We start from the raw sequence: 24,386 nt of genomic DNA, 5'->3' as shown, positions 1-24,386 counted from the left end.
CGGCACCCCTGAGACAATGGCGACGATCTAATCCCACCGACGTAAGATCTCGTACCGTACCGTGAGGGTAGTCTTCGGACGCAATGCCAAACACGGGAAATGCTGATTTAAGGGCCAGATCAGGGTATGAGACCGGTGCACACCACTCATGCAGATTGAGAAATTGCTCCCCTTAGAGAGATGACACTCAACCACGGTCTCATGACCCTTTCCGATCGCATTGCTCGACTGCATGTCCAACTTAACGGGATGGAACCAGTGATCTGGCGCAGGGTCGAGGTGCCACTTAACTTGAGCCTAAAGGATCTACACGACGGCATTCGGGCTCTGATGTTGTTCGAGGACTATCATCTCTTCGAATTTGAGGCTGGTGGTAGACGATATGATGTGTCGGATCCTGATGACGCATACACCCGAAAGACTAATGCCGCTCGGAACGTTCGCATTGGAGCACTGGTCGATCGCGGTGTCTCGACCGTCACCTATACCTACAACTTCGGTGATGACTGGCAGCACTCCATCAATGCAGGCCATCGAGGACGGTAATCCAGCCCTTGAATATCCGCGCTTCCTCGTTGGTGAGCACAGGGCGCCGCCGGACGATGATTGGCGGAACATCCGGCTTTGCGGAGTTCCTGGACGCAATGACTAAGCCGCGGCACCCCATGGCAGGCACGCCTCCTCAGCGTCGCCAGCTTGAGCGCTGGTATGGCGGCCGCTTTGATCCCGCCGACATCAGCATCGATATCGTCGAGGCCGTGTCGCGAACCACGTTCGGCGTCGAACCTTGTAAAGGGGCTTTTCGAAAAGTCAGCACCGACAACGTTGATCACACCTCCGGAGAACTCGGCATTCAATGTGAGTTATCGCAACTCGATACCTCATGGCATCATCGCCCCAGGTACATAGACGCGATGCCCAATAAGGGCGAAGACTTTTGCCAATTACGTCATCCAAAAGTTCGCTACTTGTCCCCCCAGGACGATGGTGGGACGTCCGAGCTTAGCGAACGGCTCGCCTTTTACCGAAAAGACTTCAGCAATCGTCGCCCGTTTTCCGGTCCCAGCAGCCGCCCGAACTATCTGCAGAAAACGACCGCGACAAACCATTACTAGCGCGCCCTGATCACTTGGATTGTACTATTGATCTGGTTATGTAATCTCATATCGAGCCGCGCCGAACAGATGTTCGGATTGCCCTCGTTCAAATTTGTCAACTCTATGTTTTGATTTTAGTGTGAATCGCATGCGCCATCGTTCTGGAAGATATAGGCTTGGGCAGAAAAAGTTCAGTTGTCATGTCATCCCTTGAAAGGGACATGTTAAGGTCATTTCCTCCAGTGATGATATACGCGGTCTTCAAAGCCGCATGCAAAGCGGTTTCACTCTGATTGATGGGAAGGGACGAATGGTCAACCAGAACCAGATCGGCTTGTTTGCCTTTTGAAATCCATTCACGAAACTCCTCAAATGCCCTAAAACCCACCGGTTCATAACCCAGAGCGGCAATCTTGTCTTCGTACACTTCCCTCAAGACGGGATCGGGTTCAACTAGTGCCACAGTCTCCCCGCTCCCGCGCGGTGTTTTACCGCGGCCAAAAAACGTGTCGGGGCTGACTGGCTCCTTAGAGGAAGGGGGTAGATAAATGTCAAAGCGCGTCCCTCGCCCGATAGTTGAGGTAACGTCGATGTATCCCGCAAGCCCGTTGATATGGCCATGCACGGTAGCGAGGCCCAGGCCAGTACCGCCGCTGCGAGCACGTGTTGTAAAGAAAGGCTCGAAAATGTGGGGTAGTACGTCCTCGGCAATGCCTTCACCGTTGTCGCTGACAGAAAGGAGAACGTAGTCGCCGGCTGGCATAACACCATGCGCCAGTATTTTCTGTCTCGATACAAAAGTTCGGCCAACTATGATGTCGATTTGTCCATCGTCTGTGATGGCCTGGGAAGCGTTCTTGCAAAGATTCATAAGCATCTGCTGAAGCTCAAGCGGGCTTCCTTCGATCACGCTCTGCTTGTCATCAAACTTGAAATTAATATCGATGCTACCCTGCAATGCAACGCGTAACAAAGGAGCGATTTCCATCACTAGATCTGAGACACTAAACGGCTTTGTCACGCATTCCAGCTTTCGGCTCAGCGTCAAGATCTGATCGATAATGAGCCTGGCTTTGTCGCCCGACGAAATGATATAGTCAATGTATCTCCGGATGACAGATGATCGAGGCACCGTGTTTTGCGCCATTTCGGCGTGCCCGAGGATTGCCCCCAAAATGTTGTTGAATTCATGCGCTATTCCACCGGCAAGTGTGCCAACTGCCTGAAGGCGTTCCGCATGCTCTAATCGCCTCTCCAGAATATCGCATTCGGTCTGCTTGCGGCGAACATCGATGTAATGGCAGAGGCAGGCGGTAGCGAGCTCAAGAAGCTGAATTTCACCCGGAGAAGGTCGCAGACGATAGCTTTGGTAACTTAGCGAACAAATCGCTATCAGTTGATCCGTGGATTTGTGCGCCAGCAATATCGAAAGGCCTGGAATCTCCGGAGAAAAGCAGCCGACGTTTTGGGTCGACATGATGCGAAACACCGACGCACGTTCGTCCGCTTTGGCAAAAGAAACCATTTCGCGTAGCGCCACATCTTTCCAGACGGGCTCGGGCAGCTTCGCAGTGAAGCTCTCGACGACCCACCTATCACCATGTTCCACCAATGCTAACGCACATGAATCGGCATTAAAGAAGCGCCGAATAATTCCAAGCGCAGCTTGCGCGGATGACGTGGTGGCCCCACCACCTTCAAAGCAAACGCCAATCTCTTTGATTAGCTCTTCGTAATCCAAACGCCGCGCTAACCAATCCGTTTTCCGGCGCAGCCGATAGACCAGTGAGATCATGTAGATGCAAAGGCCCACCGAAACGGAACCCAAGAAGATCCTTGCCCGCTGCTCTCTCGCGTTTTGTAAGCTATAGGCCTCCAAACACTTACGCTGCAACCTTTCAGCAATCTCCGCGGTGTCAGAGGTCTGAATCATGTTTACCGCATCGTTCACCCGGGGCAGAAGCGACAAGACAATGCGACCCTCACGTATAAGTATACGCGCCGGAGCTTCATCCCCATCGCGTGAATTTTGGAGCCTATCGAGTTCCTGACTGATCTCCGCTGAAAGAGCTGCGCTTGGCTGACGCATAAACTGCAGCATCAGGCTGGCCAATTCGATCGGTTTTTCGACCGCCCGATCCGTCGACGGCATTCTGGGAGGAATACTCAGCGCACGAGTGAAGCTGGCCAGTGAATCTTGCAGGAGCACGTTTTGCGTTCCGAACGCTGCGACCGCCGCGTCGGTCGTATCCACAGACACCTTTAGCTGGCCTAGCAGTTGAGAGAAATCGTTGCCGCTCACAAGATGGGATTGTTCAAATAGTCGCTTCAAATTTTCGAGGTTCTTCCGCAAAGCTGCCAACCTGGAGATAATGGGGCGGTAGTTCGCCACCAAACCAGCGTGAGCGCCGAGTACATCCCGCTGCAGCGAGGCACTGTCGATGTTAATTGCGCGCAATTGGGTCAGGATTGCCCGATTGGTTTCGTTGTCCTGCCAGCACTGAATTGCCACTAAGGCAAAAATCATTGCGGCAACTATCAGGGCCAGGATAGACCAAGGCTTGGCGCCTTGCTTGAAATCTTGCCGAGTCGGCGAAAACCTTCCGTTCATCCGCACTTACTTCCTCGTGCCAACGCTCCCACTCCGGCGGCGCATAGGCCGCACGGTAGGCTTTGTAAATGGGGTTGAAATCACAAACGTCGACTCAGTTTGTTTCAATTGAAACACAACCTTGGCTATGGCTTCTCCTGGCTGCCGAGGTGCTCTTTGACTCCGCGGTGGCTCATAGGATCGAATTGGTCAAATGTCGGGGTTTGCATCGAGAAAAAATGAAATCGTCGAGATAACCAAGAGCCTGATCATGCGTCGACAGGGCAAATTGCTATGCTACGAGCGGCGAGTAATGTCGTGGCGGGGCGGCGGAAACAAAGTGGTGTCCATAGCGCTCCAAAGGCTGTCGTCTACGAAAGAGCGAGGACATCGGCGATATTTGAAACCCAACTGGCTATTTCATGTGCATATCAATGAAATATTCTTCAGACGCATTTTCGTTTAGGTCACCCGCAGCAGCACGCAACGTCAGAAACGCAGAGTTACAAATGTAGCGCGATACGGCGCCCAATCCTGACCAATTGCCATAACTTATGGCAGGCTAATTGGGTTACGCTTGAAACCAATCTGCGCTCCCCTGTAATCATCATACTGCAGATGGGCTGCACATATCATCGGTAGGCTTACACAAGGAGTACGATGACATGGAACACCAAAAGAAAACAGACAAGCGGCGCAGCGACTTACACCTGCGATTGGTAACCATCGACGGCGTATCCCTACCCAGCCTACAATTGTTAGCCGACCATCAGCCGCGTCCCACGTCAACGAAGAGATCCTTTTTCGAACAATTGCTCCTCGATTTTGCTTTTGGCTCCGAACTATTTTATCCGATCCAGCTATACGAGCATCTCGCAGTGAGCGAGGGGGAGGACAAGGAGCGCCAGCTCGGCATGTAAGAATAACGGTCGGTGGACTTGGGAAAATTCCAACCGGCCGCCACGCCCTGGTTTGAAACCCAACTCTATTGGATTTTCATATGTCATCATGAAATTTGTCGCGACGCGGACGAAAAATTAACGTGGTATCAATGTCACCAGCGCTGGCAAATCCACCCATAGGCCCGCGAGCGGGTGGCATACCATGGACGACATCGATGCGACGCAAGCAAAGGACGGTTTGGGTACGGAGGCTTCAACGGTTGCGAACCTTTACGGCCGGGACATCGAAAGCTAGTAAAAAAGTCGATGGGAACCTTAACGGGCATATAATGGGTAGCCGCCGGCATCGTATAACGACAAGACCGCTCTTCCCTCGGCGTCGCCGACGAGGCCGGCTTGGCGCACTCCGCTTCCGCTGGGGTTGGCAGTGAAGTTTTTCAGGCACCGATCCGAGATGGTATTCCTGCCCTGATCGAGCTCGGCCGGCTGCTAGATTACCGAGCAGATTCTCCGGGGCAATCAAATCACTCTGAAGCGAAGAAACTCAATCCACGACTGATTGCGCAATTGTAGACCAAACTGGTACCTTTTCGCTCATAGCTTGGCATTTTGAATACGACCATGGTGAGTTCGGCATTGCCATCCAACCTGATGTGATAGCGAAGAAATTGAAGAATGGGCTCACCGTCACGATCAATCGTAAAGTGCTGGTCGGCAAACGCAAGGGTGCCGTCAGCTGTGATCCTGTACCCCTCTATTCGGATGCCTCCACGCGTCTTCGTCGGCGGTGTAACGCCGTTCGCGGGAGTGCATAAACTTAAGTCAATCGCGACACTCACCGGCTTGCCAGTTGTCAGGGCGAGCTCAATCTCGGGAAAAGTCGCGAGCACATGAAGATCGTTGGCAGCATTCACCGCTGTAGCCAAGAGTACCCCGAACAAGGTTGGGACGATATGCTTCATAGCTGATCCATTTTAGAACGAGTAAAAGAATTGAGAGCATCACGATACCAAGGAATGGAGATTGCGCGCAGCGCTGAGAAGGTCGATTCTACTACCAGATCCCGTCTTGCAGTCGTTCCGCCAGCCTAATGAGAAGGAATTCTCAGTAGGGACGAAGACTTCACTGGGATGGGTTCTTTCGACATTTTCACCGGTTTCTTTCGGCGTGAAGGATTGAGGGCGAAGGATCCTCGATAAAGCTCCGAGCGCCATCGGCGATCCATACTCCAAACCGCACGCAACCTGGAGCTTCGGTACATTATGGATCCTTCGATGGTAAGAAGCGCAACCGCAAAGTCGTCGGTTAGCAGGCGGCTCGGTTGCGCTGCCACCGTTGTTAGAATTTTCACACCCGCATATGTTTCGTTTATTTGCCCACACTCACGGGGCTCCGAAACCTTTCTTTTTCCCAAGGCGACCATCGGCAAAAATCGGCTCCAACAGGTACACTCTACATGCACCTGTCAAACGACATCCGGAACTGGGCCAGGGGCGACGACGCCAAACCTGATGCCGTGGAGCGACGCAAGCAGCGCCGTCGATCCAGGAAATTATCGCGATAATCCGGACCGACTTCTGTCACGCGAAGAAGCATCTAGTTCGGCCTTTGTACGAGTGTAGGCATCATTAATATTTTTCTCAAAGCTTTCGTTGGCCGTTAGAAGTCCGATAGCAGTTGGTCCCCCTCTTGCTACGGACGCGCTATACCTTTCGATTGCTTCAATTACTGCGTCTACAGCTCTGACTTCCGGCTCCGCCGCATCCCTATATCTTCTGGGATTTGCATCCATTGCTTTTTGAACCTCGAAATCCTCAGTGGCTCGGCGAAACAGGGGAGATAGTCGCGGACGATCATTCCTCTCTTGTTGTATTCGAGCTTGTTGGTCCGCATTCAGGTACTTTTCGCCTTGGACCAGCACGTCGGCCGCAGGGCATTTCTGGCCCATATTCCAAGTCAGAGGAGGATCCAGATGCAAAATTTCGATGGAGCGTTCGATGAGGCGTGTCTTGTTAACTTCGCCAAGATCATCCAGATGCTTTATGACGCTGAGAATCGCATCGCATTGAGCAGATTCTGGCAAGTTGAGAATATTGACGACAAATCTCGATTTTCCCGCTTCAGATTGGAATTTAAGAATTGATCCGACGGCTCGCGTTCTAGCTGTCGGAGAAGGTCTGTTCACTTCCCACTCAGGCAATTGATCTCCAGGAATGACCGTATCGAACACGGCTTTGGCAGAAGCGCCAATTCGCTTCATGCGAGCGTGATATTTTCCGACAGGATCACTTCCAACGGCTTCGCGACCTACCCGCCCTGCACGCTCCAGGCTTCCGAGATTCCGTGCCGTTTCCACCGGGTCCGGCGTGGGAATATAAGTCGCAACCTTAGCCCAAAGCTCGGAAGGCAACCCTGTGCTTGCCGAAATGGAACGGACTTCTGCATGAGAAGCACCAGGTTCGTCATTGAAGTTTCGTTGGCTGGGTTCCATTATCCAAACTCCTTTTCCCTAAATCATCCGAAGCCTACTTCGATAAAGAACGAGTCTCAATTTTTATTGTATTATTTTTGTAATGTACAACTTATAATTTAGTCCAATGATATGGGTACAGGCTTGGGATCTAAATCCACAAATGACTGGGGTGACCCGCTCGTAAGAATGTCTAACTTAAGATTGCAAGCGTTCTACAACCCCAAGGCATATCGTTTCAGGAGTCCTTTGTTCAGCGTGTTGAGGTCAAGCGCTTTTGAGCTTTCAGCTTCTCGACAGTTCGACGTCTCTCGCGGGCCCTCGCTTCTCTTCGGGATCGGCGCATGCCCTCCCAGCATGGGATCAGTAGAATGAGATGGCCCAAATCTGTTGCGCGTTCTGACTGCGGTGAAGCGATCGACAGAAGAGCCCAGCGAGCTCACCTCATCCATCGTCCCGCAGGGGCGCCTTTCCACCGGTTAGCGGAATCTTTCCAGACTCCTCTCAGACAGACGCAGGCATATTCGCCCATTTCCAACGGAATTCTGTTCCGTCGCGCCACATGCGGTGCGTGATCACAGCAAGGCGGCGCGCCAGCGCGACAATCGGTTTTTGCCGGCCGCGTCGCTTGGCAACCTGCATGGCCCAGGCTTTGAGCCAGGACCATCTCTGGGACCCCGTCGCAGCATGACTTGTGCGGCCTCATACAGCAGCACTCGCATGGCTTCATCGCCGCGAACTGGGGTCAATCCGAGGGATGGCCCAACGGCTTTCGAATTCTTGAAGCGGGCAGGAACGTCGATCGTGCTCATAAAGCGAGCGACGTAACCGGGCCGACACCAGGAACCGTCATTAAACGTCTGCAGATCGCATTACCCTTGGCGATTTCTGACACTTTCCGATGTAGGCGGGAAAACTCTTCACGCAGCTTTTGCCTGGTGGTGAGGAGCGCGGCCATGATCTCCGCCAGATCGGGAATGTCTTCTGTGAGCTCGCGGACCCTATCCTCGAGATCGGCCGTCCCAACTAAACCAACTTTGAGCTCAAAATTGCGCAAGAGGCCGCGAATGTCATTCGCGATGGCAATTGCTTTCTCCTGCAGAAGCTTGCGCGCAGTTTGCAGCGCGCACCGCTTCTGACTCGTTAATTTCTTCACATGGCCGGGCGGAACAGGTCAATTATGCGCGGCGCTATTTAACATTGCGGTCTGATTACCGCTGTTGATATTAGGCTATAGACTGCTGCTGTAATTCAAAGAGCCAACCCGAAATAGCCGCATCGGACGACTTAGGTGTGATGCGACAGAAGCTACCGATCATATCAGCGTAACTGGAAGATTAATCGGTCCGCGGAAGCCAAACCCGCGCCACTGCACCGCGTCCGGGTTAGGCAGCGCCATATTCGGAAAGCGCTCAAGCAGCATGGGCAACATGATTGCCCCAACGGTTTGACGCGAGATTTGCGCACCGGCACAGTGATGCGGTCCTGAACCGAAGGACTGATGCGCGTTCCCATTGCGGAAGGCATTGAAGCGCTCTCCGTCCTCAAAGACATCCTCATCTCGATTGGCAGAGGCTTGGATGGTCATCACGGTATCGCCCTTCGGTATGAGAAAACCACGAACTTCCGTGTCCTCCAGCACGAGGCGCGAACTCGCCTGGATCGGCGCAACCCAGCGCACTCCCTCCTCGAAGACCTGCCCCCAGCATTGCTGCCTCTTTACCTCTTCGAATTGTTCGGGATTGGTCAGCAATCCATAGACAATCGTGCCGAGAGCATCGCGAGGCTCATTGATCCCTCCGCCGATGGCGATCTTAATGTTGGCATATATCTGGCTCATGGGTATGGGATCGGGCGCGTTCACCATGATCGCGAAAGCCGAGGGGTTCGGCTCCGCCCGGTGCTTTTCGACAAGGATATCGAATAGCCTGTCCATCTCCGCATTGGCTTCGTCCGACCGCTCGAAGGGCTCGGGACGCCATCCGAAGTTGCCCGCCCCGTCAATGAGCCGCTGCGACCAACGTATCATCTCCGCGTCGGATGCTTCGCAAATTCCAAGGATATGAGCCAGGATGCGGGCGGCCACCGGGCCGCAGATTTCCGCAAATAGATCTACGGTGTCGCCGCGCGGAAGGCGATCAAGATAGTCATTCACGATGTCCCGATAGATCGGCGCCCAGTGCTCCGCGATCGTCTTGGGGGCGAAGGCCTTGGCCATGGCCATTCTTTCGCGGACGTGTTCCGCTCCATCCTTACGCATCAGAGTATGGGCCTGAAAGGCCGGCTTCATCGGTGTGCTGGGGTCATTAGAACTGAAGCGCGCGGGATCATCCTTCACCATCTTGGTATCGGAGGCCTTAGTCAAAAACGTCCGCTTCACCGAGGCGACACGCACCACCGGGGTCTGCGCGCGCATTCGGCGATAAATCGGATAGGGATCAAGCGTAAGGTCGTCGATCGTCGTTACACCATCCACTGGCGCCAATTGCATGAGAATCCTCCCAATTCATCTAAGACAGTGCGTGACACGCCATCCTTCCGCCGAGCGAGCAGCGCGGATTGAGCTCACTGGTCGAGACTCAACTTCACCGTCATTCCCGTGGCCCGCCGTACACCGCCGTGACCCATCATCCGTGGCGAGTCACCCGTCACGGCAAGATTCGGCGCGCGGCGCAAAATGGTTCTAAGTCCTTCTTGCAATTCAACCCGCGCCAGAGCCTCGCCGAGGCACCGGTGTACACCCGCACCAAATCCGAGGTGCCAACGCATTTGTTTACGCGCTACGTCAAAAAGCTCCGGACGCTCGTAGTGTCTCTCATCCCTGAGGCCGGACATGATACTTAGGGCTAGGAGACTTCCCTTTGGCAACACATACCCATCCAGATCAATATCTTCGAGCGCTAGCCGCGGGAAAGACCCAACTGGTGGCTCGAAACGGAGGCCTTCCTCGACTGCGGCTGCGACGCCGGACTGATCGCGACATAGCGAGGACCAGATAGCAGGATTTTGCAGCAAAAGAGCCGTCAACATCACCATCGCGGTACGCGTTGTATCGCTTCCCGCGAGTATGAGAAGAACCAATTGCATGATCTCTTCGATGGGTGACAGCGTTCCTTCTTCTCGCACCGCTTTCAAGTAGCTCGAGAGGAAGTCGTCACTTATACGACGGCTGCTGTCCGCTACCGCTGCCCGAACATAGTCTTGGAGCTCGATGGCAGAAGCTTCAATCTCCGCGAAATCCTCTTTTCGCCATGAAGGACTCAAGCAGCGTGAAACTTTATAAACAAGTTGCGTGAAGTAAGGCGCATCCTCAGATGGCAAGCCAAGCACACTTGCGATGGTTAGAGCAGGCAATTTCGAAGCATACATTTCAGCAAAGTCAAAATCCTCAACTTTCTGCAAATCGTCCCACAAATGCTCCGTTATTTTCATGATCTCCGGGCGCAGTGCCTCAATCATCCGGAATGCGAAGGTCTTCGTAAAGGCTGAGCGCCGTTTCGAATGTGCCTCGCCATTCGAAAAAAGCATGCTATAGCGGATAAAGTCGAAGACGGCACCGCCTTCGACGCCACGAGACAACATGAGTTCTGTTTCTATTTGCCTGGTACGTGGATCGGTGCCCAGCAGAATGATATCATCCGCACGGAGAACCAGAAAGACGCCGTCCTCTCGTCGAAGGAACGGGCGCCGAGGTCGCCATTCTGCGAAGAGTTCATGACCTTCAGCATCAAGCCTGCTTACAGGAACAGCGCCAGGATCGAGCTGCGTAACGTCTCTAGACTGCTGCCCGGTCTGGGGATTGTTGGAGGACCCGTTTGCGATCATTGTAACACACTTTCAGCAATGACAATCTAAGGAAGGCATAAAAGATACAGAAGTTCAAAGCCTTGGCTTTAGGGGGTTACGTTCAGCTCAAGGTAGCAACAAAGGATGTGCCTACATATTTGAATATGGTTTCATCTGTAATATGATCAAATTTATCCTTCAGCTGCGGTATCCTCATATAGAGGCCGCCGATGGGAAGTAGCCGTCCGAATGTCGGCGTATGGGCTAAATGCCATCATTGAAGGCAGTCTCTGCAATTGGCCATTGCAGACATGACGGTTACCGCCTCATCGCGCGGTACATCCTGATTATCATCCTGAATATGGACCTTGTTGAAATTTGCGAAGGGTGTGGAGCTCGTCATAGATGCCTGCCCCGAGCTCGTCGAGCAGCCCATATTTGCGCATCACATCGATGATGTTGTTGAGCTTGTCTATCTTTTTGCCTTCGATTTCCTGCCGGTCGGCTTCGTCGATGTTAGGGACGCCTTCGCGATAGAAATTCTGCGCGCGGTAGATGATTTGGCCCAGCGCGGCCTCGAATGGCCCCGACCTGCACCATCACGAGCTTATTCAAGCCGCCGCCGCCATTATGGTCACAGAGCGAGCGCAGAACGCCAGCGTTGTAAACAAGGTTGTCCCCAACCTTGAAATCGCCAATGAAGTTTGACGGTATTTCGACCACAATGTCTACTTCCTTAATTATGGAGCGGCTCGTTGCGCCGGACGCGGTTGAACGCGATTTCTCACCTGATCGTAAATTCTCAGCTCGCCAGGCATTTCCAGGGTAACCGCAAGACCGAACGGAACCAATTCGTCAACGGCGCCGGCGGGATCGGGTTCTCTTTGAATTTTCAATCGCAAGCTCATACCGTCGGCGACGACCGCGGCTTGAGCCCCGCTCCACACCCGCGTAAAGACGGTTCCGCGATTGGTCTGGTTTCCATCTGGTTGCCATGCGTCAGCGGAAACACCAAGACCCGCGATCTCGGCCGGATCGAGGATCTTCATCCTAACAGCGCGATAGGATTTCCGACCGGGCACGACCGGTGTGAACCAAGCCAATGTAGCAGAAACCGAGTGAGCGCGTGCCTGTCCGCCGATCGCCGCCGGTATCGGCACCAGCACATCGACGCTGCGCTCCCTCCCGAGCGAACCAACACACCAGAAGGTGGCACGGTCCGCGGCGCAGGCGACGGCATCGTCGCTGTCGAACAGGCCATATCCGAGGAAGCGGCGAATGTTGTCCTTTTGACGTGGAGCCTGACCCTGGCCGAACGGCCCTAGTAGCTCTTTGACCAAGCCAGCCGCCGCATTCGGCCAGCGCGCTGGGTGCACAAGCAGAGCCTTGATGAGAATAGCTCGTTGTGTATTCGTCAGCTGCAGAAATTCCTGACCATAGGCCGCCTCCAAAGCATCGTGGATGCGATGTGCCGTTCGGGAAGCAAGTGCCGTTGCTGCGCTCGTCCCATTTGTGAACCCTTCGGCATTCTCAAGGCCAGGGCGTGGCGGTGCGGCAACTTTGAGGCCCGCTCCTCGACTTGCGCCCGCAGGTGCGACCGTGACGCTCTCCGCGCTGGCGACGACGCGGAGGTGCTCTCGTGCGCCCGGCATAAGTATATCTGGCTTAACGGAGCCTGCGAATCCAGGCCCTAGCGCGCTGGACGGGTTTGCAATGTCGAGTTCGGAATAGGGGTTTACGTTAACGCGTGCCAAGGCTCGCTCAGCGGTCGGCACCCAATCCAGGTTTCGAGCGCCGATGGTCAAGCCGTTGATCGTTTCGGACGGGGAGAGCAATCGACGGTCGGCGACAACTGCCGCAACCGCGTTGATCACGCCGCGCGCGCGCTGATCGGCGTTGGCATCCTCGAACGCGACCCTGTTTGCAAAGGCCGCGACGGGGAATTGTGTCGTTATATTGCCCGCGCTGACGAGGAAAAGGATACCGAAGCGATATGCCAGCCTGTCGAGAAGTCTCGCCCAGGGCGACAGCTGACCGTAGAATGGGCGCCGGACATTTCCAAGCGAGATATTGATGATGATCACATGTGGAGCCGAGGGTTGATTGCCCGCGCGCATTCGGATGACAGCCTGATAGATCAAATCGATGATCAGCCTCTCCGGCGGAAAGCGGTCGTTGTCGCCGAGAACAGGAATGCAGTGCACCTGACGAGGCAGCGGAGGCTCCGGCTTGTTGCGATCCCCGTGAACTAAAAGGGAGGCCATGGCCGACCCGTGATATCGTTGCGCCACGACAGCGCCGGGCTCAAGCCCGAAATGGTCCTCCACACTCAAATAGGGCTGCAGCAGCGGGTGACCCGCGACCGGGACACCATCGAGAAGCGCAAGGATAGGGTCGACGGTGACAGGTCCCATCGCCGGCGCAGGAGCAGCCGGCACAATATCATTGGCGTCAATTTCCTCGACGACGCTCTGCGGGCGAATGTGCATGATAGGCTCGACACCGGCCAGGCTGGCGGGAGACTGTTCCACGACCATCCGAATTGCTGCCACTGGCAATTCGGCAAGGATGGCGTGGTAGGCAATGTCATCCAGTCTGGCGCGACTGAGAAGTCGGCCACCACTCTGCCCGATCGCCTCCACGACCATCGCTTCACTGATCGCACCTGCGTCAGGAGACGCGCGGAACACCAGTTCGATTTCAAGAGGAACAAGCTCGTCGTCGGCCCGACCTTCGATCTCCTCAGTCAGGACATCCGCGTCCAATCGCTGGACGCGATCGGTAGGACCCCAAACACGAAGGTCGCGAAGACAGGCAAAGACGTCGCGCCATGGTGTAAAGCCCTGTGGTAACACTCGGCCCGCCACCCAGGTTCGCCATAGCGACTCTATCTGCCTCAGTGCCCGCAAATCCGGTACAAGCAAGTAGGCAACGGGTGCCTTGTCCTCATCGCCCGGCAACTCTTCCTCGTCGATAAGTTCGAGGCCTGGCACGTTGTTGATTGCCCGTGCAAAGGCGGAAATGCTCCCCCTCACTTCGAATACGAGAAGTCGCTCAGGCGCCAGCGCGGACGGATCAGCGCGAAGTGCAAGCCCTGCCGGGTCGCGCTGCAGCACGTCGGTAAGACGTTGAAATTTCGCGCCAAATCGCTGGTTCTGGTCAGCGGTTGAGTTTGGTTGAGGGCCGCGTACGACCGCTTGACGGCCGGGTGCTCTTGGCTGCGGAGCGCTCGGATGCAGTCTCAGTATCGGTTTGGTCGGATCGCTCGCCATTCAAAACCTCGGGGCTAACTCTTGTTGCCCAGAGGTCCAGTTCTGAACGAAGTGCATCGTCGATGGAAAGCTCCCCCAAGCCCAATATCTGTCGTCTTCGCACGTTTTGGCAGAAATCCAAAGCCTCTGCAAAACTTACGGTACCCAATTTCGCGGCGATCGATTTCGCCGCAGCCTTAGGCGCATCGGGCCATTGCGAGATAATGTGGTCGAGGAAAACTCCGATCCTCTGCCGGTCCGGGGCCGGGAAAGCCAACCGCATCTGGAAGCGTCGCCAAACTGCCCGGTCCAGCAGCTCGGCGTGGTTGGTTGCGGCGATCACGACGACGTAGCTGGGCAGCTGGTCGAGCTGCATCAGGAGGAACGAGACGACCCGCTTGATTTCGCCGGTCTCGTGGGTATCGCCACGTTCCTTGCCGATCGAGTCGAACTCGTCGAAGAACAGAACGCTCGGCCGTGTACGGACATAGTCGAATAGCTTGCGCAAACGAGCATTCGTCTCGCCGAGGTAGCTTCCGATCAGCGCATCGTATCGGACAACAAAAAACGGTAGCCCGAGTGCCTCCGCCACAGCCTCAGCAAAGGAGGTCTTGCCGTTACCGGGTGGACCGGAGAGCAGAACCCGATGGCGCGGCTCATAGCCATGAGCGCGCAAGACATCGGCGCGAGTATGCTCTTCGATGAGTTGACGGCCGCCCTGCTCCACCGGAAGCGGAAGCATCAGCTGATTGAGCTGAAGTCGCGGCTCGAGTTCGAGTATCGTGTCCTTTCCGGAACCGGCAGGACTGGAGGCGGCCGTCAGCGCGGGTGGCGTGACGGCGACCGTTGATAGAGCGCGCTCGAGTCTATCGGCGACGATGTGATGGTTCTGTGCACGCTCCTCAGCCACCAGGGCTTCCGTTGCGGATTTCAGCATTGCCCGATCGCCGGACGCTCCGGCGCGTACAAGGGAAATGAGGAGGTCGCTTCGTGCCATATCGATCGCGTTTCTGAGGGTTCTGGAGTTAAACTCGCGGTCACGCGAATCGTAACCCAAATAGTTGAAAAAGTCTTCTCCCGCGCACCTCTCGCACTTCTATACATGAAATTCACACCTCGCCAACACACACATGGAAAAGCCCTGTTCTCAATCACTCGCCATGAGTGTAATTTCTAATCCAGCCGCGGGCAGAAATAGCACGCCGTATACCCGGGTTTAACCACGGTTGGCGGCAGAAGCTTATCGCGGAAAACGCAATTGTTAAGGGGGGCGGCATGACCGCAGTTCGGCTGCTAGAAATTGCGAACTTTCGCGCAATTAAAAAGCTTCGATGGCTGCCAGGACCCGGCGTAAACTGTCTGGTCGGTCCGGGTGACAGCGGGAAGTCGACTATTCTCGACGCGATCGATTTATGCCTCGGCGCGCGGCGATCGTTGTCCTTCACGGATACGGACTTCCACGGGATCGACTTTAATCAGCCTATCCGCATTTCGGTTACCCTTGGCGCCCTCGATGATCCGCTCAAGAACATCGACGCGTATGGCGACTTCCTTGTGGGCTTCAACGCGGTGACGGGAATCGTGGAGGCGGAGCCAGGCGCCGGGCTAGAAACGGCGCTGACCCTGCAACTCACCGTACAGAGCGACCTGGAGCCGGAATGGTCGCTCGTGTCGCCGCGCGCGCAGGCAGCGGGACGAACGCGCAACCTCAGTTGGGCGGATCGCACCCGGATCGCCCCGGCGCGGCTCGGTGGGGCGGGCGACTCACACCTAACGTGGCGGCGTGGCTCGGTGTTGAGCAAAATCACGGAAGGCAAGGCAGATACATCGAGTGAACTGACCCGGCTGGCGCGCGAGATGCGTGATGCTTTTGATCAGGAGAAACTCAAGGAGTTGGAAGGTTCGTTGAAGATCGTCACCGCCGCTGCAGATGAGATGGGCGTTCCTGTCGGTGCGGCGGTGCAGGCCCTTATCGACGCCGGTTCGATCAGCTTTACGGGCGGGTCGATCTCGCTGCACGACGAGAGCGGTATTCCACTAAGGTCGCTCGGCTTGGGATCGTCGCGTCTCTTGATCGCCGCTTTGCAGCGGAAAGCTGCAGAGAAGGCAACGACCTTCCTGATCGATGAACTGGAATACGGTCTTGAGCCGCACCGCATCATCCGCTTGCTCGGGGCGCTCGGTGCCAAGGAAGAAGTTCCTCCGATGCAGGTGTTCGCGACCAGCCATTCACCAACGACCGTCACCGAACTGAGCGCTCACCAGCTCCACATTGTCCGACATAAGGATCACGAACACGTCGTGACCCGTGCCAGCGACGCAGGGAACGTGCAGGGGACGATCCGGGCTCACGCCCATGCCCTGCTTGCCACCTCCATCGTTGTGTGTGAAGGCGGAAGCGAGATCGGCCTTATGCGCGGGCTGGATCAACATTTTACCGGAACAGGTGAACTATCTCTCGCCGCCTGCGGCGCCACGCTGGTCAACGGCAATGGCGATGAGACGTTCAGCCGCGCCAACGCGTTGCAGTCCCTTGGATACCGCGTCGCCATCCTGCGCGATAGTGACAAAGCCGCGCCTGCAGCCGCGGAAGCAGCTTTCCTCGCCGGCGGAGGGCAGGTTTTCGCCTGGGGCGGGGGGCGGGCGCTTGAGCAGGAGCTGTTTGCTGCCTTGTCCGACGCGTCCGTCGCGCAACTCCTTGAGCTTGCGGTCGAAGCAAAAGATCGCGCACTTATCGACGCGCATATCAAGACGATTTCGAACAGCTCGACGTCGCTGATTGTTCTTGAAACCGACGCTTTGATTAATGGCTTCGATGCCGCCAGCCGAACGCTCCTGGGGAATGCTGCGGCGCGGTTCGGCTGGCTTAAGACCATTACAACCATGGAGACCGCCGGACGGACCATCGTCGGACCTTCCTATGCTGCCGCCAATGCCAGTCTCACGAGTGTAATGGATGGCGTGTTGGATTGGATTGAAGATGGCAGCCGGTGAAATCGACCTGAATGCAATCGGGCGGGGACTTGTCGTAGCGCCTGCTGGCTGTGGGAAGACGCAGCTCATTACGGACGCGCTTGCGCGGCACAGCGGCGCGAAACCGGTACTGGTGTTGACGCACACCAATGCCGGTGTTGCAGCTCTGCGTGGGCGTCTCGAAAAGGCGGGGGTGAAGCCGAACTCTTATCGATCAGCCACGTTGGATGGTTTTGCCATCCGGCTGATTTCAACATTTCCGCAGCGCGCGGGGCACGATCCGCGGATCATAACCGGTGCCCGGCCGAATTATGAGGCCATCCGAGATGCAGCGGCACGGCTCGCCGCCGCCGGACATGTGAACGACATCCTCGCCGCCAGCTACGAAAGGCTGTTCGTCGACGAGTATCAGGACTGCTCGATCCGGCAGCATGCGCTCGTAGCCTGGCTTGCGCAGAGCCTGCCGACAGCGATCGTCGGAGACCCCTTCCAATCCATCTTCGGCTTCGGGGCCGACCGTCTAGCGGACTGGAATTCAGAGGTTCTGGCGTTCTTCCCGGTCGTCGGGGAACTGACAACTCCGTGGCGTTGGAACAATGCCGGAGCTGCCCAATTGGGCAGCTGGTTGCTTTCTCTCCGGCCCCAACTCGCCAGCGGCGCACCGATCGATCTGCGAATGGCACCGGCTGCAGTTCAGTGGATCGAGCTCGACGGCCGGCGCGATGATACGCTTCGTCTCGCGGCGGCCGCGGTACAAGTCCCTGGCGACGCGAAGGTGCTTATTATCGGCGACAGCACCGACCCGGCTGGACAGCGCCGCTTCGCACGTCAGGTCGACGGTGCCGTCACTGTGGAGGCCGTAGACTTGCGTGACCTCATTGACTTTGGCGCTGCCTTCGATGTCAGCCGCCCGGAAGCGCTGTCAGTGGCCGCCGGATTTGCAGAAAATCTGATGAGCAATTTTTCAGCCGATGACCTTGTGCGGTCGATCACTGCCGCCCGGTCGGGCAGCCTTGGCCGTGCCTTGTCCGACATGGAACAGGCGGCCGTTGTGTTCGAGCAGGAGCGAACGCTCAGCGCGGTTGCAGACCTTTTGGTGTCTATCAACAGGGCGGGTGGGGTGCGGTGTTATCGTCCGGCGGTGCTTGCCGCGGCACAGCGCGCCCTGCAGCTCGCCGCCTCCCCAGGGGGACCATCCTTCCGGGAGGCGACTGTTGCGATCCGCGAGCAGTCGCGGTTGGTCGGGCGGCCGCTTGCCAGACGCTCCGTCGGCAGCACCTTGTTACTCAAGGGCCTTGAAGCCGATGTCTCCGTTGTTCTGAACGCCGCTGCTCTCAACGCTCGAAACCTCTACGTCGCGATGACGCGTGGATCTAGCCGGGTGATCGTTTGCTCCTCCTCCCCGATACTCAATCCTGTCTGGTGATCACGGGACTCACGGTTCGATCCAGGAGACATGCCCAGCTGACATGTAAACGACGGCCCCGCGTTCAGCACCGGTCACGCTCAGATAGTCACGGAGCTGTGCCGCGTGTGCACCCTGTGCAGGCGCATCCGGGTTCACATCCGATTTCCAGTCTATGACCAGGGCGATCCGGTCATCGTCGACCCAGGCCGCGTCCGCTCGGCCGGCAAGATAGCGTGGCGGGGTTGCGGCCCATAGCGGAATTTCGGGTACGAGCTTGCCGACGAACGGCTCAAGCTCGGGCAGGCGCAATGTCCGCAGCGCCGTTCTCCCCATCTCGGCAGGATCCGGCCTGCGCTCGATGGCGTCGTCATCGACAACGGCTTGCAGTTGGTCAAGCAGTTCGCCTGCGCGCCGGATGGCCTCGTCCTCACTATCGGACAATTCACCATTGAGAAGCTCCTCCATGAGCTTGTGAAGAACGGTACCGCGGAGGGCGCCTGCCCCGACAATTCGCTGGCCATCCGCCGTAATATCCACGACAAAGCTGTCGATCGTGTCTGCGCTGCGGTCAGGATCGCGCTCGCTCGGACGGTCCCAGAGAATTGGTTCCGAGGCAGCCACGATGCGCTCGCGCTCGGCGATGAAGATCGCATCGGTCTGCTCGTTGGTTAGGACATTAGCAGTGGTCACTTCGGACGCAGGCAGCATGTCAGTCTGAAGCTCACTCAGGCGCTTTTGTCCCAGATCCATGACCCTCGACCACGAGCGCGACGACGCTCCTGGCAGATCGGGGATTACGAGCAGATCGCGGGCACGGGTGGTCGCAACGTACCACAGCCGTTCACGCTGCCTCGCTTCGCGGAATTCCTCCTCGTTGCGGGCGGCTGCCAAGTCGGGCGGCTCAATGCCGCCGACGATCCAATGAAGGGTATCGTCCGATTGGCGATACACAAACTGGTCCTGAGGCTTGAAACGAGTTGACGAATTCACCGTAATGACGACAGGCCATTCAAGCCCCTTGGCGCTGTGCATCGTGACGATTTCGACCGCGTCTCCAGAGACGTCCACCCGTCCCTCGGGGTGGCGGCGTTTTCGCTCCCACCCCCGCTGGAGATCGAGCGCAAACGCGCGCAGGCCAGCGACTCCATAGGGCCTGGCGAGCTCGATAATTGCGTCGAGGTTCGCCAGTGCTCGGGCGTTGCGTTGGCCATGACGCGCTGCCATCACCACGCGGAGGTTCAAGCGTTCGATCGCGTACCCCAGCAATTGCATGGGTGTGAGTTCCGCGGCGAGACGGTGCAGACCCTGGAGTTTGACAAGCACTTCACGAGCGAGGGAGTGTCCAACGTCGTCAGCCACCGTCCGCAACTGAAATCGCCGGCGTCCATCCGCATCAGGCTTGAGTGCCGCCGTGACATCGAGCAACTCTTCATCGCTCATTCCGACAAGCGGGCCGCGCATAAGCGCGCCAAAAGCGAGTGTGTCCAAGGGATCGGTCAAGGTTCGGACCAGAGCCAGAATATCCTGCAGTTCCTGCCGCCGGAATAGCGCGTTACCTGCCTGAGAGGCGACAGCGACCCGCTGTCCTTCAAGGGCGCGCTCGTAACGCCATAAATCGGTATGGGTGGGCGCGAGCAAGGCAATGTCCCCTGCGCGAAGGCGACGCTCCGTCCCGTCTGCTTCGGTGATCGTAAGTGCCCCTATCAGGCGTACGCAAAGTTCGGCCACTGCCTCCGCCTCCGCCTCGCGCTGCTCCTCTGCCCGGGCATCGCGTGGCACGTCGATCGTGAGCTTCGCCGCAGCTGGAAATGGCAGCGGCGGGGGGTTCACCGTAGCCGTTAAGGGTACGAAGCCGGGCTGTCCCGGCTTGGCCAGCACTTGCTGGAAAACCTCGTTGACATGTTTAAGCACTTCCGCCCGGGACCGGAAATTAGCCGTGACCGCAAGCAGGCAGCCATTCGTTGATTTTGCGATCACCGACTTGGCCACGGCATAAGCTTCGATGTCGGCCCCGCGAAACCGATAGATGGCCTGTTTGGGATCGCCGACCAGAAACAGTGCGCCGGGCCGAAGCTGAGCCTGTTCCCAGCGAGTGGGAGGCGAGGTTGCCGCGATGAAAAACAAGATCTCGGCCTGCAGCGGGTCGGTGTCCTGGAATTCATCGACGAGAAGATGCGAGTAGCGCCACGCGAGCCATTCGCGAATTTCCGTATGGTCGCAAACGAGAAGCCGCGCCTGAAGCAGAAGGTCATCGAAATCCAGCACCGCAGCATCACGCTTGCGAAGTTCATACGCATCGATCACTTCGCTCAAGGCCGCGGCCAGTTCGTGCACAAGCCTCTGGGCAATCGACCCGATCAAGACGCGGTATGCCGCGCTTACCTGCTCGTAGCGGGCGGACGCTTCCTCACCGCGGCGCTGGCCCTCGACCGCTCCGAGGACACTCTTCCAGGCCGCCATTCTGCGATAGGGCTGTAGATCGATGGACCGCGGCAACATCGCTTCGATGCGTGGAGGCTGCGTCAAGCGCCAAAGCTCTGGAAATGCGGTACTCACCAGGGCCCCGTTATAGAATGCGGCCAGACGCTCTAGGTCATCGATCAGGTCTGCTGTGCCAGTCTCGGCTGGACCAGCCGCGTGCCACCGGGAAAACGCCCCGACGGCATCGGTGAATGTCCGATCCGGCCGGGATGAAAAATCAGGTGCAGGTGCGCTCGCGGTACGATGGTCCCGGCGCAATATGGCAAGCTCGCGAACGCGCTCGACAACGCCAAGCGGGTCGTCCTTGGCCAGGGTGGCGATCGCTCCATCTTCGTCGGCACTGTCCGCGAGCTTGCCCTTCAGCCACTCGGCAAGCACTTCGTCGAAGAGAGCCTCGGCGACAGTCGCATCAATCACTCTGGATCCGGGATCCAGACTCGCTGCGAGCCCGTGCGAGCGGATGATGCCCTGGCAGAAGCCATGGATTGTCGTCGCCGTGATTTCGTCGAGGCGCGGAGCCGCGGCCTCGAGACGAGCAAGCGCATCCGCGTCCAACGGCTCAGTGAGTATTTTTGCAAGCGCCGGCGGGATCTTTCCGGCGCGGAGCTCCGCAATCGTCCAACGAATTCGCGCTTCAAGCTCGCTTGCCGCCGGTTCGGTGAAGGTGATCGCGGCGATCTTTGAGGGTTCAATCCCGCTCGCTATCATCATCGCAACACGGGCAGCCATCAACGACGTCTTACCGGTGCCAGCGGCTGCCTCGACCAGGATGTTGGATATGAAGTCTGTCAACGCGCGTCTGCGAGCATCTAAGTCAGCGGTCACGGACTGCTCCAAAGCTTGGATAGCGGGCTGTTCACCTGCGCGAAGGGACGTTGCTTGGTACGACGATAGACGTCCAGGTCGGATGGCAGCGCGATCGAAATCGGGTCAAAAAACTCCGGCTGGGGACCCGGCGCAATCTGCCCGGTCTTCTGAAGTTCGACACCGGCGGCTGTGAAGGTGATGGCTTCCTCGATTGCAGCTGCGAGTTCGTCGTGGACCAAGCTCAATGTGCGGGCGGGTTCGTTCCTGAGATAGGTCAGCCGAGACTCGACGTTCCGAACCTCCGGCAGCAACGATCTGGCGGCCAGAGCATAGAAAACGCGTTGCAGCTCCGTTCCTCGATTGAAAACGATAGTTTTCTTCCGCTCGGGCGCCGCACCTGCCTTGTAGTCGGTTATGATGGCCGTACCTCGAGACCCGTCCTCGTCGAGCCGATCGATTCTGCCGCGAAATGCGATACCGGTCGCTCCCACCGAGACTGGCGAAAGCGTTGTCCAAGGATGAGGCCCGTCGATGGGCTCCCCGAATGTGAGCTCCGTCCAACTCATGCCACGAGGTTCTCCAAGAGCATCTCTCAACCCGCGGGATGCGCGTTCGCGGGCCACTGTCATGGTATGGCGCCATAGCAGACCCGGTGGGACAGCACGTGCGATTGGCCATGCGTCGCCCAGTCGCCTTGCTTCATCCGCTAGACCGATCTCGATCTCATCGGCATTCATCGGCGCACCGTCGCGGAGAACGCCTCCAATGAGGGCGTGGACGAGTTCTCCAAACGCGCGATGGTCAAGCGCCAGTGGCTGGGGGTCCAGATTGGGCTCACGCCAGTGAAGCGCGTACTCCCAGACAAACCCGAGCGGATTGCAAAGGAGGCGATTTAGGGACGTCGTGGATTGTACTTCCGCGAGCGCATCCAGGATCAAAGGATGGTTCGCTCGAACCAGGCCGTCATGCATTGTATGTCGCTCGCTGTCCTGCCAAGCCCGCCAGCAGGCGCGGCTAGACCGAACCTGCCGTTGCTTGCCTGCATCTGCAGGTCTTGCGTACAGGCGATCGCTTTCGCTGAAGGCGTGCCTAGGAATGCCGCTCCTGCTCACGATCCGCTCCTGATCGCGGCGCCATAGCGTGCTCGCGGCTTGCAGCGCACCCGTCGCACTCCTGTGTCCGCGTGACAGCGCATAGCCGTCAGACTGACTTACGATGAGGTTGTGCATCCTTCGGTCCTCGTCGGCTATATCAGCTGACGGAAGCCTAATCTTGTCGAGAAGATGCTGCGGCAGCAACGGATCTTTGATCGTTTGGCGCGGCCAGGCGTTTGCTTCGAGGCCAAGAAGCCGGACATGCTTGCGAGAGGCGCCGGCTAGATGACGAGCCGGTCCCCACACGACGCTGCTGCCGGGCTCTCTCCCGTCATCGACCCGGAGAGCCTGGAGCGAGAGTTCCACTGCTTGGGGAGGCGCCATGCGCAGGGCATCCTGCCACAAGGTGAGCGCCGACCCACGCAACAGAAGATGTCCCGCGCGATCCGCCTCGAGGATACCGCGAGCGAGAAGCTCGATAACCGGCAACAATGCTTTTTCAGCCACTTCTCCATCTGCCCGCTCGGCCCGCGCATTCTTGAGGGCGTGCCGCCAATGCTGCGGACTCGACAGAGCAGCGCTTCGCCGTAAACCCTTTGCCCAGTCGAGGGGGATATTGTGACGCGCTGGAGAAATTCGAGCAAACAGGAGGCGCACACGTTCTTGCGAGAGACCCCTCAGTAGAACATCAGCGAGCGCGGCGCAGCTTTGGCCCTCGCGCGTCGCCAAAGCCGGGACGCCATGGCTGAAATGCAATGGAAGCCCGGCCTCGCGCGCAAGCACCAAGAATGTATCGTCCCAAGTTGTCGGCGAAGTGGCTGTGACCGCGATTTCGCTTGGAGATATGCCGTCTTCCGCAATGAGCGCCCGCGCCCAGCGTAGCGCCTCTCGCACTTCGCTTCGCGGATCGGCGCAGACATCGGCGGCGGCGAGCAGGCTGCGGCCGGCCGGCAAAGCTTCCGTCTTTCCCGGGAACCAGCTCCGCCGGCAATGAGCCGAAGCGACCCATCGCACTGGAACAACACCGCAGAGCTGCACGATGAGCTGGTGCCAGATAGGCTTGATGTCGGGAACCTCGTGAAGCGTGACCGAACCCAAAAGTTTTGGAGCGTGGTCCAGACGCTTCAGCGCCGCTTCAACGAGATCTGGCGGGGCAAGTGTACCCGCAGGCAGCGCCTCTCTCACACGTCGTTCCAGCATCGTAAAGTCACGAAGGCGGGGGTTGTCCGCAATTCCAGTTATGATGCCGGCGTCCCACCAGCTGCGGAGGGCGGTGAGTACAGCAGATGGCATCCCAGGCAGGCCGGCAACCTTTCCGATGTCTTCGTACGCTCCGGCGTCAAGAGCTGCTCGTATCGCGGGATATAAGATCTCTTGTGACGCCGGCGCTATAAAGCCGCCCGCGAGCCGAGCAGCTAGAAGGGGAAGCGTTAGTATCTGGCGGCCGATCGCGCCTTCGCACGCAGCGGCGAGCCGCTGCATCCGCAACGCTAGGGCCCCATCGACAACCACGGTATGAATGAGCAT

The 24,386-nt window shown here is 57.5% G+C and carries 15 protein-coding genes and 2 pseudogenes; 7 read left to right on the top strand and 10 right to left on the bottom strand.

What is annotated here, in order from left to right:
• Positions 1–180 precede the first annotated feature (180 nt).
• Complete coding sequence (locus tag J5286_RS31335) at positions 181–546, top strand: plasmid pRiA4b ORF-3 family protein (protein ID WP_309568444.1); 366 nt, start codon at positions 181–183, stop codon at positions 544–546.
• An 8-nt stretch (positions 547–554) separates the two neighbouring features.
• The gene (locus J5286_RS31330; RefSeq protein WP_234908540.1) at positions 555–1,115 is read left to right on the top strand and encodes a plasmid pRiA4b ORF-3 family protein; all 561 of its coding nucleotides are present in this window, start codon (positions 555–557) and stop codon (positions 1,113–1,115) included.
• 103 nt (positions 1,116–1,218) lie between these two features.
• Here J5286_RS31330 and virA read toward each other — a convergent pair whose 3' ends face one another.
• Positions 1,219–3,708: a two-component system sensor kinase VirA gene (gene virA, locus J5286_RS22785; protein ID WP_209193639.1), complete on the bottom strand. Its 2,490-nt coding sequence runs from the start codon at positions 3,706–3,708 to the stop codon at positions 1,219–1,221.
• A gap of 644 nt (positions 3,709–4,352) precedes the next feature.
• Between virA and J5286_RS22780 the strand changes: the two genes are divergently transcribed.
• Positions 4,353–4,607, top strand: coding sequence for a hypothetical protein (locus J5286_RS22780; RefSeq protein ID WP_245206673.1), 255 nt, complete (start codon positions 4,353–4,355; stop codon positions 4,605–4,607).
• A 354-nt stretch (positions 4,608–4,961) separates the two neighbouring features.
• Positions 4,962–5,112 (top strand): annotated as a pseudogene (locus J5286_RS31765) (type II toxin-antitoxin system HipA family toxin); the annotation flags it as partial.
• Position 5,113: 1 nt separating this feature from the next.
• On the opposite strand, the gene J5286_RS22775 reads toward J5286_RS31765, so the two are convergent.
• From J5286_RS22775 to J5286_RS22755, 5 genes and pseudogenes are all read right to left on the bottom strand, one after another.
• Entirely contained in the window at positions 5,114–5,551 is a 438-nt protein-coding gene (locus J5286_RS22775; RefSeq protein WP_042474874.1) for a VirK family protein, read from the bottom strand.
• 590 nt (positions 5,552–6,141) lie between these two features.
• The gene (locus tag J5286_RS22770; protein ID WP_174080942.1) at positions 6,142–7,080 is read right to left on the bottom strand and encodes a hypothetical protein; all 939 of its coding nucleotides are present in this window, start codon (positions 7,078–7,080) and stop codon (positions 6,142–6,144) included.
• Positions 7,081–7,563: 483 nt separating this feature from the next.
• Positions 7,564–8,224, bottom strand: a pseudogene (locus J5286_RS31325) (transposase); the annotation flags it as partial.
• A gap of 150 nt (positions 8,225–8,374) precedes the next feature.
• A complete protein-coding gene (locus tag J5286_RS22760) occupies positions 8,375–9,550 on the bottom strand; it encodes a cytochrome P450 (protein ID WP_174080940.1) in 1,176 nt (391 codons plus the stop codon).
• A gap of 74 nt (positions 9,551–9,624) precedes the next feature.
• Positions 9,625–10,884 (bottom strand): cytochrome P450, encoded by a 1,260-nt coding sequence (locus tag J5286_RS22755; protein WP_042474879.1) that lies wholly within the window; start codon positions 10,882–10,884, stop codon positions 9,625–9,627.
• A gap of 329 nt (positions 10,885–11,213) precedes the next feature.
• Between J5286_RS22755 and J5286_RS22750 the strand changes: the two genes are divergently transcribed.
• Positions 11,214–11,534 carry a hypothetical protein gene (locus J5286_RS22750; RefSeq protein ID WP_209193638.1) on the top strand — a complete coding sequence of 107 codons (321 nt, stop codon included), beginning with the start codon at positions 11,214–11,216 and terminating at the stop codon, positions 11,532–11,534.
• A gap of 51 nt (positions 11,535–11,585) precedes the next feature.
• Here the strand turns inward: J5286_RS22750 and J5286_RS22745 are convergent, their stop codons facing one another.
• Both J5286_RS22745 and J5286_RS22740 read right to left on the bottom strand, forming a co-directional pair.
• Complete coding sequence (locus J5286_RS22745; protein ID WP_178132793.1) at positions 11,586–14,117, bottom strand: S8 family peptidase; 2,532 nt, start codon at positions 14,115–14,117, stop codon at positions 11,586–11,588.
• Positions 14,005–15,033: an AAA family ATPase gene (locus J5286_RS22740; protein WP_165586813.1), complete on the bottom strand. Its 1,029-nt coding sequence runs from the start codon at positions 15,031–15,033 to the stop codon at positions 14,005–14,007. Before J5286_RS22740 ends, J5286_RS22745 begins: the two co-directional genes overlap by 113 nt.
• Before the next feature lie 338 nt (positions 15,034–15,371).
• Between J5286_RS22740 and J5286_RS22735 the strand changes: the two genes are divergently transcribed.
• Together J5286_RS22735 and J5286_RS22730 are read left to right on the top strand one after the other, a co-directional pair.
• Entirely contained in the window at positions 15,372–17,090 is a 1,719-nt protein-coding gene (locus J5286_RS22735; RefSeq protein ID WP_174158407.1) for an ATP-dependent nuclease, read from the top strand.
• Positions 17,077–18,495, top strand: a complete 1,419-nt coding sequence (locus tag J5286_RS22730; protein WP_234909973.1) for a UvrD-helicase domain-containing protein — start codon at positions 17,077–17,079, stop codon at positions 18,493–18,495. The genes J5286_RS22735 and J5286_RS22730 overlap by 14 nt, the downstream gene beginning before the upstream one ends.
• A gap of 9 nt (positions 18,496–18,504) precedes the next feature.
• Here J5286_RS22730 and J5286_RS22725 read toward each other — a convergent pair whose 3' ends face one another.
• Both J5286_RS22725 and J5286_RS22720 read right to left on the bottom strand, forming a co-directional pair.
• A complete protein-coding gene (locus tag J5286_RS22725; protein WP_209193637.1) occupies positions 18,505–21,783 on the bottom strand; it encodes a UvrD-helicase domain-containing protein in 3,279 nt (1,092 codons plus the stop codon).
• Positions 21,780–24,386, bottom strand: coding sequence for a PD-(D/E)XK nuclease family protein (locus J5286_RS22720; RefSeq protein ID WP_174158404.1), 2,607 nt, complete (start codon positions 24,384–24,386; stop codon positions 21,780–21,782). The genes J5286_RS22725 and J5286_RS22720 overlap by 4 nt, the downstream gene beginning before the upstream one ends.

Source organism: Rhizobium sp. 16-488-2b, from assembly GCF_017741815.1.
GTDB lineage: Bacteria > Pseudomonadota > Alphaproteobacteria > Rhizobiales > Rhizobiaceae > Rhizobium.
Note: the sequence above shows the minus strand (reverse complement) of the source record. Positions and strands in the feature narration are given on the sequence as shown.